Source organism: Agromyces sp. P2_B3 (assembly GCF_056404815.1).
Genome location: NZ_JBFUDH010000002.1, coordinates 163,686 through 178,992, shown reverse-complemented (window position 1 = coordinate 178,992; position 15,307 = coordinate 163,686). Strand labels below are relative to the sequence as shown.

Annotated in this window: 14 protein-coding genes; 4 read left to right on the top strand and 10 right to left on the bottom strand. The window is 70.0% G+C overall.

Annotated elements, in window-relative coordinates:
- Positions 1-14: 14 nt before the first annotated feature.
- From AC1DZA_RS03720 to topA, 3 genes are all read right to left on the bottom strand, one after another.
- A complete protein-coding gene (locus AC1DZA_RS03720; protein ID WP_476771753.1) occupies positions 15-1,178 on the bottom strand; it encodes a DNA polymerase III subunit delta' in 1,164 nt (387 codons plus the stop codon).
- A 70-nt stretch (positions 1,179-1,248) separates the two neighbouring features.
- Positions 1,249-1,869 (bottom strand): dTMP kinase, encoded by a 621-nt coding sequence (gene tmk, locus AC1DZA_RS03715; protein ID WP_476771752.1) that lies wholly within the window; start codon positions 1,867-1,869, stop codon positions 1,249-1,251.
- Positions 1,866-4,688 (bottom strand): type I DNA topoisomerase, encoded by a 2,823-nt coding sequence (gene topA, locus AC1DZA_RS03710; RefSeq protein ID WP_476771751.1) that lies wholly within the window; start codon positions 4,686-4,688, stop codon positions 1,866-1,868. The genes tmk and topA overlap by 4 nt, the downstream gene beginning before the upstream one ends.
- Positions 4,689-4,889: 201 nt before the next feature.
- Between topA and AC1DZA_RS03705 the strand changes: the two genes are divergently transcribed.
- On the top strand, positions 4,890-5,126 hold the full coding sequence (locus AC1DZA_RS03705) for a hypothetical protein (RefSeq protein ID WP_159602713.1): 237 nt from the start codon (positions 4,890-4,892) through the stop codon (positions 5,124-5,126).
- A 2-nt stretch (positions 5,127-5,128) separates the two neighbouring features.
- Here the strand turns inward: AC1DZA_RS03705 and AC1DZA_RS03700 are convergent, their stop codons facing one another.
- From AC1DZA_RS03700 to AC1DZA_RS03680, 5 genes are all read right to left on the bottom strand, one after another.
- Positions 5,129-5,497 carry an Rv3654c family TadE-like protein gene (locus AC1DZA_RS03700; RefSeq protein WP_476771750.1) on the bottom strand — a complete coding sequence of 123 codons (369 nt, stop codon included), beginning with the start codon at positions 5,495-5,497 and terminating at the stop codon, positions 5,129-5,131.
- Entirely contained in the window at positions 5,494-5,805 is a 312-nt protein-coding gene (locus AC1DZA_RS03695; RefSeq protein ID WP_476771749.1) for a TadE family type IV pilus minor pilin, read from the bottom strand. The genes AC1DZA_RS03700 and AC1DZA_RS03695 overlap by 4 nt, the downstream gene beginning before the upstream one ends.
- Before the next feature lie 16 nt (positions 5,806-5,821).
- Positions 5,822-6,013, bottom strand: coding sequence for a DUF4244 domain-containing protein (locus tag AC1DZA_RS03690; RefSeq protein WP_476772006.1), 192 nt, complete (start codon positions 6,011-6,013; stop codon positions 5,822-5,824).
- A gap of 141 nt (positions 6,014-6,154) precedes the next feature.
- A complete protein-coding gene (locus tag AC1DZA_RS03685) occupies positions 6,155-7,183 on the bottom strand; it encodes a type II secretion system F family protein (protein WP_476771748.1) in 1,029 nt (342 codons plus the stop codon).
- On the bottom strand, positions 7,180-8,307 hold the full coding sequence (locus AC1DZA_RS03680; protein ID WP_476771747.1) for a TadA family conjugal transfer-associated ATPase: 1,128 nt from the start codon (positions 8,305-8,307) through the stop codon (positions 7,180-7,182). The genes AC1DZA_RS03685 and AC1DZA_RS03680 overlap by 4 nt, the downstream gene beginning before the upstream one ends.
- A 461-nt stretch (positions 8,308-8,768) precedes the next feature.
- Between AC1DZA_RS03680 and acs the strand changes: the two genes are divergently transcribed.
- Entirely contained in the window at positions 8,769-10,724 is a 1,956-nt protein-coding gene (acs, locus tag AC1DZA_RS03675; protein ID WP_476761570.1) for an acetate--CoA ligase, read from the top strand.
- A 102-nt stretch (positions 10,725-10,826) separates the two neighbouring features.
- Here the strand turns inward: acs and AC1DZA_RS03670 are convergent, their stop codons facing one another.
- Positions 10,827-11,297 (bottom strand): RidA family protein, encoded by a 471-nt coding sequence (locus AC1DZA_RS03670; protein WP_476761571.1) that lies wholly within the window; start codon positions 11,295-11,297, stop codon positions 10,827-10,829.
- The gene (locus AC1DZA_RS03665) at positions 11,297-11,524 is read right to left on the bottom strand and encodes a DUF4177 domain-containing protein (RefSeq protein WP_476771746.1); all 228 of its coding nucleotides are present in this window, start codon (positions 11,522-11,524) and stop codon (positions 11,297-11,299) included. Before AC1DZA_RS03665 ends, AC1DZA_RS03670 begins: the two co-directional genes overlap by 1 nt.
- Positions 11,525-11,708: 184 nt before the next feature.
- On the opposite strand from AC1DZA_RS03665, the gene AC1DZA_RS03660 reads away from it, so the two are divergent.
- Together AC1DZA_RS03660 and AC1DZA_RS03655 are read left to right on the top strand one after the other, a co-directional pair.
- The gene (locus AC1DZA_RS03660) at positions 11,709-14,276 is read left to right on the top strand and encodes a transglycosylase domain-containing protein (RefSeq protein ID WP_476771745.1); all 2,568 of its coding nucleotides are present in this window, start codon (positions 11,709-11,711) and stop codon (positions 14,274-14,276) included.
- Positions 14,273-15,250 (top strand): metallophosphoesterase, encoded by a 978-nt coding sequence (locus AC1DZA_RS03655; protein ID WP_476771744.1) that lies wholly within the window; start codon positions 14,273-14,275, stop codon positions 15,248-15,250. Before AC1DZA_RS03660 ends, AC1DZA_RS03655 begins: the two co-directional genes overlap by 4 nt.
- Positions 15,251-15,307: the final 57 nt, after the last annotated feature.

Sequence of the window (15,307 nt, the reverse complement as noted above, 5' to 3'; positions counted from 1 at the left end):
GAGGGGTATTGAGGTCATGCGGCTCCCCGTTCGGTGGAAGTGCGAATGGCGCTGACGAGCATCGCCTCGAGCGCGAGCGCGGGTTGCACGTTGCCCTCGATGCGTTCGCGCGCCGCCTGGATGGCGTCGAGCGTCGCCAGAGTCCGTGCCGACGCAGCGGATGCCGCCGCCCGCTCGATCTGCGGCAGCAGCTCACGGTTCACCAGCTCGACGTCGGCGCCGAGCTGCACCAGGAGCACGTCGCGGTAGAGCGACGCGAGGTCGACGAGGATGCGGTCGATCCCATCGCGCAGGCTGCGCGTGGCCCGTCGCTTCTGGTCGTCCTCGAGCGCCTTGAGCTGCGGTCGCAGCGCGGCCGGCACCGCCTGCCCGGGAGCCAGGCCCAGGGAGCGCAGCGCGTGCGCCCGCTCCTCGGCGTCGCGGAGCTCCGTGATCGCCTTGGCGTCGTCGCCCGCGATCTGGAGGAATCGCGCCGCGGTCGAGACGGCGGTCGCCGCCGAGCGCACCTCGAGCGCCAGCCGGAGGGTCTCGGCTCGCCGCTGCCGGGCCTCGTCGCTCGTCGCGAGCCGATGCGCCATGCCGATGTGGCACTGCGCCTCGCGCGCCGAGCGTTCGGCCAGCTCGGGATCGACGCCGTCGCGGCGCACGAGGAGCGCGGCGACCTCGGCCACAGTGGGCATCTGCAGCCGCACCGAGCGGACGCGGGAGCGGATGGTCGGGATGAGGTCGGCTTCGCTGGGGGCGCAGAGGATCCAGACAGTGCGCTCGGGCGGTTCCTCGAGCTCCTTCAGGAGGAAGTTCGAGGTCTGCTCGGTCATGCGGTCGGCGTCCTCGACGATGACGACCCGGTGCCGACCGACGGACGGAGCGTAGTGCGAGCGCTTCACGATCTCGCGCACGTCGTCGCGCTTGATGATCACGCCCTCGGTGGCGAGCACGTGCAGGTCGGGGTGGCTTCGCGCCTCGACCTGGATGCGGGTGGGCTCATCGCCGTCGGGGTGCCCGGCGATGAGCGCCGTCGCGAAGGCGTAGGCGAGGTTCGACCGGCCCGACCCGGGCGGTCCGGTGATCAGCCAGGAGTGCGTCATCTGCCGGGACGCGCCGCCGGCGGCCTCGGCTGCCGACCGGAACACGCCGATGGCCGTGTCCTGCCCGGTCAGTTCACTCCACACGCTCACGCGTCCACGCTACCTTCCGCCCCTGACCGCGCCATCCGCGCCGTACGGGGCATCCGTGCCGTCCGGCCGTTCAGAGCAGGCCGGCGACGCGGGCACGGATCACGCCGGCGATCTCATCGACGGGGCGCGTCGCGTCGACGACGAGGAACCGTTCGGGCTCGGCCTCGGCCAGTGCGAGGTACGCCGCCCTCACGCGATCGTGGAACTCGGATGCCTCGGCCTCGAGCCGGTCGTAGCGGGTGCGCGCCTGGTCGAGGCGTCCGCGCGCCGACACCGCATCGAGATCGAGCAGGATGGTGAGGTCGGGCTGCAGTCCCTCGGTCGCCCACTCGGACAGGCCGCGGATCGCGTCTGGATCGAGCACGCGTCCTGCGCCCTGGTAGGCGACCGACGAATCGATGTAGCGATCCTGCAGGACGACGTCGCCTCGCTCGAGCGCCGGGCGGACCAGGGTCGCGACGTGGTGTGCGCGATCCGCGGCGTAGAGCAGCGCCTCCGCCCGCGGCGCGATGTCCCCGCGGTGGTGGAGCACGATCTCCCGCACCTCGACACCGACCTCGGTGCCGCCGGGCTCCCGGGTGCGCACGACCGTGCGACCCGCCTCCTCCAGCCAGCGGCCGAGCAGTTCGGCCTGCGTCGTCTTCCCGGAGCCGTCGCCACCCTCGAGGGTGATGAAGACGCCGAGGCTCACGCCGTGCTCTTCTTGCTCGCCGCCTTCTTCGCCGGCGCCTTCTTCGCGGGCGCCTTCTTGGCGGCCGTCGTCGTGGAGCGCTTTGCGCGGGGGGCGGCGGGCCCCTTGTCGCGCTTGGCCTGGAGCAGCTCGACCGCGCGCTCGAACGTGATCTCCTCGACGGACTCCGCACGCGGGATGGTCGCGTTCGTGGTGCCGTCGGTGACGTAGGGACCGAACCTTCCGTCCTTCACCTTGATCGGCTTGCCGCTCACGGGATCGTTGTCGAACTCCTTGAGTGCGCTCGACGCGCGCCGGGCGCCGTACTTGGGCTGCGCGAACAGTTCCAGGGAGCCCGGGAGATCGATCTCGAAGATCGCATCCTCGCTGGGCAGCGTTCGAGTGTCGGCGCCCTTCTTGAGGTACGGCCCGTAGCGCCCGTTCTGCGCGGTGATCTCCTCTCCCGACTCGGGGTCGAGCCCGACGACGCGCGGCAGGTCGAGCAGCTTGAGCGCGGTGTCGAGGTCGACCTCCTCGATCTGCATGCTCTTGAAGAGGGAGGCGGTGCGCGGCTTCGCCGCGACGGGCTTCTTCGCGGCCCGCTTCGGCTTGGGGGCCTCCACGACCTCGCCGGTCGCCGGGTCGACGGATGCCGCGGCCGCAGCCTCGGGCTCCTCGGGCTCGGGTTCGAGCTCCGTGACGTAGGGGCCGAACCGGCCGTCCTTGACCACGACCTGCTTGCCGCTCTCGGGATTCAGGCCGAGGACGCGGTCGGTCTGCACGGGCGCCTCGATGAGTTCCCTGGCCTTGGCCTCGGTGAGCTCGTCGGGCGCGAGTTCGACGGGGAGGTTGACGCGACGAGGGGTGGCGTCGTCAGCGGCATCCGGGTCGGCGGTCTCGAGGTAGGGACCGTACTTGCCGATGCGGAGGGTGATGTCGGGCGCGATCCGGACGGAGTTGATCTCACGGGCGTCGATGTCGCCGAGGTTGTCGACCACCTGACGCAGGCCCCGGTGGGTGTCGGACCCGAAGTAGAAGCCGTTCAGCCAGTCGACCCGGTCGGCCTCGCCGGAGGCGATCCGGTCGAGGTCGTCCTCCATCTCGGCCGTGAAGTCGTACTGCACGAGGTCGCCGAAGTGCTCCTCGAGGAGGCGGACGACCGAGAACGCGACCCAGCTGGGCACGAGCGCCTGGCCGCGCTGCGTGACGTAGCCGCGGTCGAGGATCGTGGAGATGATCGATGCGAAGGTCGAGGGCCGGCCGATGCCGAGCTCCTCGAGCCGCTTCACGAGACTGGCCTCGGTGTACCGGGGCGGCGGGGAGGTCTCGTGGCCCTTCGCCTCCAGGTCGGCGATCGCGAGCGACTGGCCTTCCTTCAGCGGCGGCAGCTTCGCCTCGCCGGGGGTCTCGTCGGCGTTGCGCTCCTCGTCGCGGCTCTCCTCGTAGGCGGCGAGGAAGCCGCGGAAGGTGATGACCGTGCCGCTCGCGGTGAACTCCGCGATCGTGCCCGCGACGCTGACGGATGCCTCGGCGGGGGTCGCGGCGTCCGCTGCCGTCGGCCCGACCTCGATGGTGACGGTCGCGGTCTGGCCCTTCGCATCCGCCATCTGAGAGGCGACCGTGCGCTTCCAGATGAGGTCGTAGAGCTTGAACTCGCTGCCTCGGAGCACGCTCTGCAGCTCGGAGGGCGTGCGGAACACCTCGCCCGAGGGGCGGATCGCCTCGTGCGCCTCCTGGGCGTTCTTCGACTTCCCGGTGTACACGCGGGGGGCGTCGGGGATGGAGTCCGCGCCGTAGAGCTTCGTCGCCTGCGACCGTGCGGCCGTGATCGCCTGCTGCGACAGCGACACGGAGTCGGTGCGCATATAGGTGATGTACCCGTTCTCATAGAGCGACTGCGCGACGCGCATCGTGTCGCGAGCCGAGAGACGGAGCTTGCGGGCCGATTCCTGCTGCAGGGTCGAGGTCGTGAACGGGGCCGCCGGCCGGCGCGAGTACGGCTTCGACTCCACCTTGGAGACCGTTCGCCGGACGCGATCGTCGCGCAGTGCGTGCACGAGGGCCTCGGCGACGCGCTCCTCGAGCACGACGGCCTTGCCCTTCAGCCGGCCTGCGTCGTCGAAGTCGCGGCCGGTCGCGACCCGTTCGCCGCCGAGGCGCACGAGGCGCGCTTCGAAGGCGGAGCCCTGGTCGGATGCCTCGGGCGTGAAGCGACCGATGAGATCCCAGTAGCCGGCGGCGACGAACGCGAGGCGCTCCCGCTCGCGGTCGACGACGAGTCGGGTGGCGGCGGACTGCACGCGTCCCGCGGAGAGCCCCGGACCGACCTTGCGCCAGAGCACGGGCGACACCTCGTACCCGTAGAGCCGATCGAGGATGCGACGGGTCTCCTGCGCGTCGACGAGTGCGGTGTCGAGTTCGCGGGTGTTGTCCTTCGCCTTCTGGATGGCGTCCTTGGTGATCTCGTGGAACACCATGCGGCGCACCGGCACCTTGGGCTTGAGCTCCTGGAGGAGGTGCCACGCGATGGCCTCGCCCTCGCGGTCCTCATCTGTTGCGAGGAGGAGTTCGTCGGCGTCCTTCAGGGCACGCTTCAGCTCGGCGACCGTCTTCTTCTTGGAGTCGGAGACGACGTAGTACGGCTCGAAGCCGTGCTCGACGTCGACGGAGAACTTGCCGAGCGAGCCCTTCTTCAACTCCGCGGGCAGGTTCTTCGGCTCGATGAGGTCACGGATGTGGCCGACCGACGACAGCACCTGGTAGCCGTCGCCCAGGTACTGGGCGATCGACTTCATCTTCGTCGGCGACTCCACGATGACCAACTTCTTCGCGCCTGACACCAGACTCCTCTGTTCCATGAATGGGGCAACGCACGTTCGAGCCGCGCCCCCGAGCGGTGTGCCTGCCGGTGGATCGGACCGCCGACAGCCACACCATACACACACTCACCGTGAGTGCACCCACCGGGCGGCGCGAACTGGGGGTGGGGCGACGCGCTTGCAACCCCTTGCAGTTCGCGGGCCGCGGAGGAGAATGACGCCATGGACACCACTTCCGCGACCTCGTACACCGCGAAACTCATCGACGGTCCGCTCGAGGGCAAGACGGTCGCCACCGCCTTCCTCGAGACGGGCGATCCCCGTCCTCGTCTCGAGCTCAACACCGACAAGGGCAAGCACTACATCTATACCCGTGCCGCGGGCCTCGAGTTCGGCGCCGAGGACGACGACCGACCCACCGCCGTGGAGTACCGCTTCGTGGAGACCGTCTTCGACTGAGCTCAACCGGTCGGGCCGGGCGGCCCGGTCGCGCCCGGCGGCCCGGCCCGCGCCGCGCGGCGGATATCGATGCCGATTCCCTGCACCCGCACGGCGACGAACGCCACCGCCCCATCGAGATCGCAGACTTCCACGTCCGCCCCGTTGCGGACCGCCGTCCGCTCGGCCAGGTCGCACGGCGCTCCGGGGACCGCGCCCGAGATCGCGTCGGCCGCAGCGAGGGCGGCCGCGTCGGCCGCGTTGGCGGCACATTGCGCCAGCGCGAAGGCCGACAGCATGGGCACCGTGAGCACGGTCAGCGCCACCACGGCACCCACGATGCCGAGCGCCAGCACGGATGCCGCACCGCGTTCCGCCTCGCGCACGCTCACCGTCCCCCGGCCAGGGCGCACGACTCCGCGCGAAGCGTGACGGCGGACAGCAGGCCAGCGCCTGGCGCGGACAGCGCGACGCAGACGAACGGGTCCTCGTGCCAACTCGTCAGCCCCGCGCCGACGCCCGACACCCGGTGGGCGATCGACACGGCGGACGAATCGGATTCACCACGCCCGAGGGCACGCGCGGCGTCGGCCGCAGCATCCGTCAGCCGCACCTGCTGCGCCACGAGGACGACCGCCGCCAGGCAGGTGGCGAGCACCACGGCGATCGCCGGCAGCGCGACGGCGAACTCCGCCGTCACGCTGCCGCGCTCGCCTTCATCCGACGGTGAGGGCATTCCGCACGAGGTCGGTGAGGATTCCGCGCACCTCATCACCTCGGAGGATGATGACGAGCAGTCCGGCGAACCCGACGGCGGCCATCGTCGCGACGGCGTACTCGGCGGTGGCGGCCCCGCGCTCGCCGGCGAGGCGGCGGAACCCCGAACGGAACGGTCGCGGCCTCGCCACCGCCTCAGTGGAGTGGCGCCTCGCGGTGCAGGTGCCGTCGCCACCATGGTCGGCGACGTGGTCATGGTCGTGGTCGTGCATGCAGTGTTCCTTTCATGGTGCCGGATGTCCCGGCGGGTGGACGGCACGAGTTCGATGGCATCATGCGGCGGCGCCGAGCGTGCCCGAGACGACCGAGATGAGCAGCGGCATGACGCCGAGGAGGACGAACGCGGGGAGGACGCACGCGCCGAGCGGCTGCATCAGCCGCACGCCGAGGGCGGCCGCCCGGGCAGCGCCGTCGGCGCGGGCCACTCGGCGGAGTCGCCCGGCCTCGGCGCGAAGGAGGTCGGCCACCGGAGCGCCGGCGCGGGCAGCCAGCGCGATCACGTCGTCGACCGACGACCCTCGGTCGCTCGGGATGCCGACCTCGTCGAGTGAGGTGCCGACGAGGCTGCGCGCTCGTTCGACCGAGGCGCCGCCCGACATGGCGATGGCGAGAAGCTCGAGCTCCAGACCCGACTCGTGACGATCTGGCGTCGCGCGACGGGCGAGCGCGGCGCTCCACCGGTGCCCCGCCCAGAGCAGCGCCGTGCCGATGACGACACAGGCCACCCCGAGGGGGTTGCCGAACAGCACGGAGACGGTGTCGAACCCGAGCGAGGCGCCGAACAGGGCGGCGAGCACCGGCAGCGTCACGACGAGGCGCGCGCTCGCGAGTGGACCGGCGAGCGCAGACCGAACGTCGCGGCGAGATTGAGCCTCGTCTCGGAGCGCCGCGGCGAGGTCGCGAAGGCTGGAGGCGAGCGGCGCACCGGAGTCGCTCGCCACCTGCCACGCCGCCGCGAGCACGGCCCACTGGGGAGACGCATCGCGTCGCTCGTTCAGCGCCGCGACGATGGCCGGCGACACCGGCTCGCCCGAGGCCGCCGCCGTGGCCGCTGCCGAGCGCACCGCGTCATCGTCGGACTCCGCCCCGAGCCGTTCATGCCGCGAGCCGCTCACCCCCACGTTGGCCCACGCACCGCCCGCCGGAACGCCCGCAGAGAGCAGCACGGCGAGCCGCTCGGCGACCACGGCGATCGCGTCGACAGTGGCCGCCGGGTCGACCCGTCGGCGCCGGAACCCCGACACGAGGGGACGCGTCGCGCCAGAGGCGAACCCGCGGCCCGGAGACGATCGCCCGCTCACAGCGCGACCGCCTCCAGCCGACCATCGCGGAGCTCGAAGCGGCCGATCTCGGCGAGCCGTCGTCGACCTCCGGCGCGATCGAGGTGCAGGACGAGGTCGAAGGCGCTGACCGTCTGCCTCGCGACGGCGTCGGGCGCGAGCCCAGCCGTGGAGCCGAGCGCCTCGAGGCGTGCCGGCACGTCCGCCAGGGAGTTGGCGTGCAGGGTGCCCGCACCGCCGTCGTGCCCGGTGTTGAGGGCGGCGAGGAGTTCGCGCAGTTCTGCGCCGCGACACTCCCCCACCACCAGCCGATCGGGACGCATGCGAAGGGCCTCACGCAGGAGGACGTCGAGACCGAGTCGGCCAGCCCCCTCGAGGTTGGCCTGTCGGGCCTCGAGCGCGACGACATGCGGGTGGCTGATGTTGAGCTCGGCGACGTCCTCGATGAGGACGATGCGCTCGCGCGGCGACGCCTCGCCGAGGAGGGCCGCGAGCAGCGTGGTCTTTCCCGTGCCGCCGGCCCCGGTCACGAGGAGATTGCGTCGTGCGGCGATCGCATCGCGTAGCACGCGCTCCTGCGCGGCATCCATCATGCCCGCGCGCGTCAGCGCGGCCAGCTGGAAGCCCGAAGCGCGCGGCACGCGCACCGAGATGACCGTGCCGTCGGAGGAAACGGGCGGCAGCACCGCGTGCACCCGGATGCCCCGGCCGAGTCGCACGTCGACGGCGGGCGTGGCCTCGTCGATGTGCCGCCCTCCTCGCGCGATGAGCCGCACGGCCAGTGCGCGGACCTCGGCCTCGTCGGCGGACCACGCCGGCTCGTGCTCGGGACCGGCTCCCCGGTCGATCCAGAGCCCGCGTTCGCCGTTCACGAAGAGGTCGGTCACGGGGCCGGATGCCGCGAAGGGCGCCAACGGTCCGAGGTCGTCGAGGTCGCCGCTCGCGGCCGGCTCGAAGGACGACTCCCCCTCCGACGACCCGAGGTCTGCGGCCGGCAGGATGCCCGATGCCTTCGTGGCGACCTCAGCCGCGGCGTGCGCGCGAGGCGACGCCGCGGTCGATGCCGCACGGGTCAGCTGGAGCGCGCCGGCTGGCTGCGCCTGAGGTCGTTCCCATGAGGGGGTGGCGACGAAGGGGATGGACATGCGCCGAGCGTACGAAGCCGCGTGCGGCACGCGGCATCCGCTCGGGCCATGGTGGGGATCGAGCCTCCTCCACACCCTTGTGGAGGAGAACTCGAGCCGTTCGCGCTAGTCGAGCAGCGCCGTTAACGAAAGGGGGCGGCACCCATTGGGGGGAACAGGTGCCGCCTCGGCAGCGCAAGGATTGGGGGGAATCGCGAGCGCTGCAGGCCACGAAACGAGTGTTCGGGCGGTATTCAGTGTAGGGCTTCCGAAACGATGCGCAAGCATTTTTTGTCCTCATTTGTGCGGACGTACAGTTTTCTCTGCGCAAAGGCACAGTAACCGCTCTCACGGCTGCTCGGAAGAGCATGCGACCCGGTGTGACCGACCTGTTACAGCCCCGTCCGAGCCGGGCGGTATGGTGCTGGTGGGGCAGGCGACCCAACCGATGCACGCAATCGCGAAGGAGCGACCGGAGAACCATGACCGTTCAGATCGACCACGCACTCGAGGAGATCAGGCGCTTCCGCCCGAGCCCTGAATTCGCCGCCCAAGCCATCGCCGATGCCCGTCTCTACCAGGAGGCCGACGACGATCGGCTCGCGTTCTGGGCGCATCAGGCCCGCGAACTCCTCCAATGGGAGAAGCCCTTCACCCGCACGCTCGACTGGTCGAACCCGCCGTTCGCGAAGTGGTTCGACGACGGCGAGCTGAACGTCGCCGTCAACTGCCTCGACCGGCACGTCGACGCCGGCAACGGCGACCGGGTGGCCCTCCACTGGGAGGGTGAGCCCGGCGACAGCCGGGACGTCACCTACGCGCAGCTCACCGACGAGGTGAAGCGAGCAGCCAACGTCCTCACCGACCTCGGCGTCGGCGAGGGCGACCGCGTCGCCATCTACCTGCCGATGATCCCCGAAGCCGTCGTCGCGATGCTCGCGGTGGCGCGCATCGGAGCGGTGCACTCGGTGGTGTTCGGCGGGTTCAGCGCCGACAGCCTCGCCTCGCGCATCGACGACGCCGAGGCATCCCTCGTCATCACCGCCGACGGCGGCTACCGCAAGGGCAAGGTGTTCCCGCTCAAGCCCGTCGTCGACGAGGCACTGGCGAAGGCCGAAGGCGGCACGGTGCGCAACGTCCTCGTCGTCCGCCGCGGGGAGAACGACGTCGAATGGGATGCGTCGCGCGACCACTGGTGGCACGAGACGGTGACCGAGGCCTCGAGCGAGCACGCGGCGCGCGCGTTCGGTGCGGAGCATCCGCTCTTCATCCTCTACACCTCGGGCACCACGGGGAAGCCGAAGGGCATCCTGCACACCTCGGGCGGCTACCTCACGCAGACGGCGTTCACCCACAGGAACGTCTTCGACCTGCACCCCGAAACCGACGTGTACTGGTGCACGGCCGACGTCGGCTGGATCACCGGGCACTCCTATGTCGTCTACGGTCCGCTCGCGAACGGCGCCACCCAGGTGCTGTACGAGGGTACGCCCGACACCCCCCATCCCGGCCGCTGGTGGGAGATCGTCGAGAAGTACAAGGTCTCCATCCTCTACACGGCGCCCACGGCCATCCGCTCGTTCATGAAGCTGGGGCGGCAGATCCCCCACGAGTTCAACCTGCGCTCGCTGCGCCTGCTCGGATCGGTCGGCGAGCCGATCAACCCCGAGGCGTGGATCTGGTACCGGCACGTGATCGGCGGCGGCTCCATTCCCGTCGTCGACACCTGGTGGCAGACCGAGACCGGCGCGATCATGATCTCGGCCCTGCCCGGCATCACCGACCTCAAGCCGGGCAGCGCGCAGGTGGCGATCCCCGGCATCTCCATCGACATCCTGAGCGACGACGGCACACCGGTCGAGGGCGAAGGCGGTGGACTCCTCGTCGTCACCGAGCCGTGGCCGTCGATGCTGCGCGGCATCTGGGGCGATCCCGAGCGGTTCAAGGAGACCTACTGGGAGAAGTTCGGCGACAAGTACTTCGCCGGCGACGGCGCCCGCCGCGACGAGGACGGCGACATCTGGCTGCTCGGCCGGGTGGACGACGTCATGAACGTGTCGGGCCACCGCCTGTCGACGGCCGAGATCGAGTCGTCGCTCGTGGCACACCCGTGGACGGCCGAGGCCGCCGTCGTCGGTGCGTCCGATGAGACGACCGGACAGGCCGTCGTGGCCTTCGTCATCCTCAAGGCCAGCCAGGTCGAGCACGTCACCGACGTCAGCGAGGCCGCCGAAGAGCTACGCCGTCACGTCGCCACGCAGATCGGCGCGATCGCCCGCCCCCGACAGGTCTTCATCGTCAACGAACTGCCGAAGACGCGGTCGGGCAAGATCATGCGGCGCCTGCTGCGCGATCTCGCCGAGGGCCGTCAGGTGGGCGACACCACCACCCTCGCCGACACGTCGGTCATGACGGCGATCACCGAGCAGGTCAAGTAGCAGAACGACGGATGCCGCGGCGGGATCGCTCCCGACGCGGCATCCGTCGTCTTCGTCACCGTGCGGGCGTCGCGCCCGGCGTGTGCTGCGCTGCGCCGGTTGCTACGCGAACTCCACGACCAGCTCGATCTCGACCGGCGCGTCGAGTGGCAGTACCGCGACGCCGACCGCGGAACGCGCGTGGCGGCCGGCCTCGCCGAACACCTCGCCGAGCAGCTCGGAGGCACCGTTGACGACCGCCGGCTGGCCCGTGAACGACGGGTCGGAGGCGACGAAGCCGACGAGCTTCACGATGCGGATGACGCGGTCGAGCGACCCGATCTCGGCGCGTACGGCGGCGAGCGCGTTGAGGATGCACGTGCGGGCATATCCCTTGGCGTCGTCGGCGGGAACGAGACCGTGTCCGTCCCCCACCTTGCCGGTGGCAGGGAGGCTGCCCGCGACGAAGGGCAGCTGGCCAGAGGTGTAGACGTACGAGCCGCTGACCACCGCGGGCACGTACGCCGCGACGGGCGGAGCGACCTCGGGGAGCTCGATGCCGAGCTCGGCGAGACGCGCCTCGACGGCGGCCATCAGGCCTCGCCCTCGAACTGCTTGGCGGCCTGGGCGGCCGCAGCCGCGCCGGCGGACGCGGCGGACGACGACTCGCCGCCGACCGGGCGCTTGAGGTACGCGACGAGCCCGCCCTCGGGGCCCTGCACGACCTGCACGAGCTCCCAGCCCTCGGAGCCCCAGTTGTTCAGGATCGCCGCGGTGTTGTGGATGAGCAGCGGGGTGGTGATGTACTCCCAGGCCTGCATGCGGGGTTCCTCGTCTCTCGTCTGCGACTGCGATGTGGTCGATCGGCCCGTCGTTCTCGCCGATGGAACGGCCGATCTCGCGGAGTGCGGCGTGTCGGCGCACGACAGCGCAGCGCCGCCCGCATAGCGGGTTTTGCCAGCCTTCTCCGTTAAGCTCCACTATATGTCTGCCCAAAAACGTACGATGAGCGACGTCGGCGCCGGGGTCCTCGGATTCCTCGGCCTGAGCGCTCTCGCCGGCATCCTCGTGACGGCAGCCGTGACTCCCGCCCTCGCCGTGACCGGCATGGCCGCGAACAACGGCATCTCCATGTTCGAGAACCTTCCGGGGTACCTCGAGATCGACGACCTGTCCGAGAAGACGGACATCTACGCCGTGCAGGCAGACGGTTCGCCGGTGCACCTCGCCTCGTTCTTCGACGAGAACCGCGAAGAGGTCGCGTGGGACCAGATCAGCCAGTACGTGAAGGACGCCGCGGTCGCCGGTGAGGACCCGAGGTTCTACGAGCATGGCGGCATCGACATCCAGGGCACGCTCCGCGCCGCCCTCAACGAATACGTCATCGGCGGTGAGACCCAGGGTGGCTCGTCGATCACGCAGCAGTACGTGAAGAACGTGCTGATCAACAACGGCGTCCGTGAGGCGAAGACCGAGGAAGAGAAGGATGCTGCCTACGAGGCGGCCACGGAGACCTCTCCCGAGCGCAAGCTCAAAGAGATGCGCTACGCCATCTCGCTCGAGAAGAAGTTCTCGAAGGACGACATCCTCAAGGGCTACCTGAACATCGCGGCCTTCGGCGGCCGCGTCTACGGCATCGAGTCGGCGGCGCAGTACTACTTCGGGGGCAAGCACGCAGCCGAACTCACGCTTCCCGAAGCGGCGAGCCTCATCGCGATCGTGAACAACCCCGAGAAGTTCCGCCTCGACTACCCCGAGAGCGAGACCAACGGCGCTGCCACCCTCGTAGATGGGCAGCCCGTGCCATACGCGGATAACAAGGAGCGGCGCGACTACATCCTCAGCCAGATGCTGAAGGAGAAGAAGATCACGCAGGAAGATTACGACGCGGCGGTCGCCACGCCAGTGGCTCCCGTCATTCAGGAGCCCAGCACCGGTTGCGTGACCGCGGGTGGCAGCGCGTACTTCTGCGACTACGTGAAGAATGTGATCCTCAACAACTTCGACGATCCCGCTACCGAGGAGAACGAGGGCGCGACCATGCTCCAGCAGGGCGGTCTGCAGGTGTACACCTCCCTCGACCTCGACCTCCAACTCCGCGCGGAAGCGGCCATGGCCGAGAATGTGCCGTTCGCAGACCCGCGGTTCGACGTCGGGTCGGTGGCGGTGACCGTCCAGCCCGGCACCGGTCGTATTCTCGCCATGGCGCAGAACAAGAAGTTCACAGAGGACCCGGACGTCGCCGCGTCGAGCCCGGAGTACACCTCCATCAACTACAGCACCGATTCCACGTACGGCGGCTCCAGCGGGTTCCAGCCCGGTTCCACCTACAAGGTGTTCACGCTGGCCGAATGGCTCAATGAGGGTCATTCGCTTCGCGAGACGTTCAACGGCAGCCGACGCCCCTTCTCGACGTTCACGAACAGTTGCGAGGGCGGCACCTTCACGCTCGGTCAACCGTGGAATCCCAGGAACGATGACGGCCGAGTGGCGAACAATGCGGTGGACGCGACGAAGTGGTCGGTCAACTCCAGCTTCGTCGCCATGGCCTCCCAACTCGACCTCTGCAAGCTGAAGCAGACCGCTCAGGCGTTCGGCGTGCATCGCGCCGACGGCAATGATCTCGGGATGAACCCTTCCGACGTCCTCGGCACCCAGGAGGTCGCTCCGGTCACGATGGCGGCCGCCTTCGCCGGCATCGCGAACAGCGGTCTCACCTGCACGCCGATCGCGATCGACCGTATCGTCAGGGCTGACGGCAGTGAGGTCCCACCGCCGGCTTCGACCTGCTCGCAGTCCGTGACGCCCGAGGTCGCCCATGCCATGGAATACGCCATGCAGCAGACGTTCTCGGGCGACGGCACGGCAACCGCGTCGAACACGGGCAGCGGAATCTCCCACATCGGCAAGACGGGTACGACCGACAACGCGTTCGACACGTGGATGATCGGGTCGAGCACGAAGGTCGCGACCGCCGTCTGGGTTGGCAACGTCACCGGCGGGGACAACCGTACGAACCTGCGGAATGTCAGTTTCGACAGCGGAGCGGCCGCGACAGCCCGCCACCGGATGTGGAAGAACATCATGCAGTTGGCTGACGAGAAGTACGGAGGCGACGACTTCACCGAGCCCGATGCGAGTGCCTTCAAGCAGGTCCTCGTCGACGTGCCGCAGGTCGCCGGCCTCTCGCTCGACGCCGCGAAGCAGGCGATCGAAGCCGCCGGGTTCGTCTTCGAGGACGGCGGGCAGCAGGACTCGAGCCTTCCGGCCGGCCAGGTCTCGGGAACCGACCCCGCAGGACAGGCGGGCAAGGGATCGACGATCCGCGTCTTCACGAGCAACGGCCAGGGGTCGACCGTGCCCGATCTCACGGGCATGAACGCCCTGCAGGCGAAGGCGGCGCTCGATGCGGCCGGCCTGCGCATGAAGGGCGGCGGCGGGAACCCGACCGGCACGGTCACGAGTCAGAGTCCGGCGCCCAACAGCCCGGTGAAGCGCGGTGACGAGGTCACCGTGACCTTCAGCGACGGCGGGACGGGCGGCAACGGCGGCGGAACCCCGGGCCAGGGTTGACCGGCGCCGCGCCTCGGCTCGCTGCGCGGATCGCACTCGCGATCGGTGCAGCGGGCGCTGCCGCGCTCGCCTGGGGCTCGCTCGTCGAGCGCACCAGGTGGACCCTTCGACAGGTCGAGGTGCCGGTGCTGCCGGCCGGCGCGGAGCCCATCACGGTCCTGCATCTCTCCGACCTGCACATGGCGCCCTGGCAACGTGACAAGCAGGCCTGGGTGGCGTCGCTCGCCCGGCTGCAGCCCGACCTGATCGTGGACACGGGTGACAACCTCGGTCACGAGCGTGGCCTCGACGGCATCCGTCGCGCGTTCGACGCGTTCGCCGGCATCCCGGGTGTCTTCGTCAACGGGTCCAACGACTACTTCGGGCCCCAGCTGAAGAACCCGTTCATGTACTTCGGCGGCCCGTCGGGGCGTTCCAGGCGATCGAAGCGGCTCGACACCGACGCGCTCCACGCCTACTTCGCCGAGCTCGGGTGGCAGGACCTCGACAACACCGCCGCGAGCCTCGACCTGCGCGGGACGCACTTCGAGTTCTTCGGCGTGGACGACCCCCACCGCGGCTGGGACCGCCTCGACCTCATCACCGCGGCGATCGACGAGCTTCGTGCCGAGGACCCGCTCGGCGACGAGACCTGGCCCGACGCGGCATCCGCCCGTGCACGCCGCTCGACCGTGACCGTCGGCGTGACCCACGCGCCCTACCAGCGGGTCCTGAACTCATTCGTGAACCACGGTGCACAGCTGATCCTCGCCGGCCACACGCACGGCGGGCAGGTCTGCATGCCCGGCTTCGGGGCGCTCGTCACGAACTGCGACATCCCCAGGCACCAGGCGAAGGGCCTCAGCACCTGGCGCCACGGCCTGCGCTCCGCGTTCCTGAACGTCTCGGCGGGCCTCGGCACGTCGATCTACGCACCGGTCCGGTTCGCCTGCCCGCCCGAGGCGACGGTGCTGCGGCTGGTTCCCGTGGCCTGAATCGGCCGACGGATGCCGCGACCGAGCGTGGTCGGTCGTCCCGGTTTTATCCGCTAT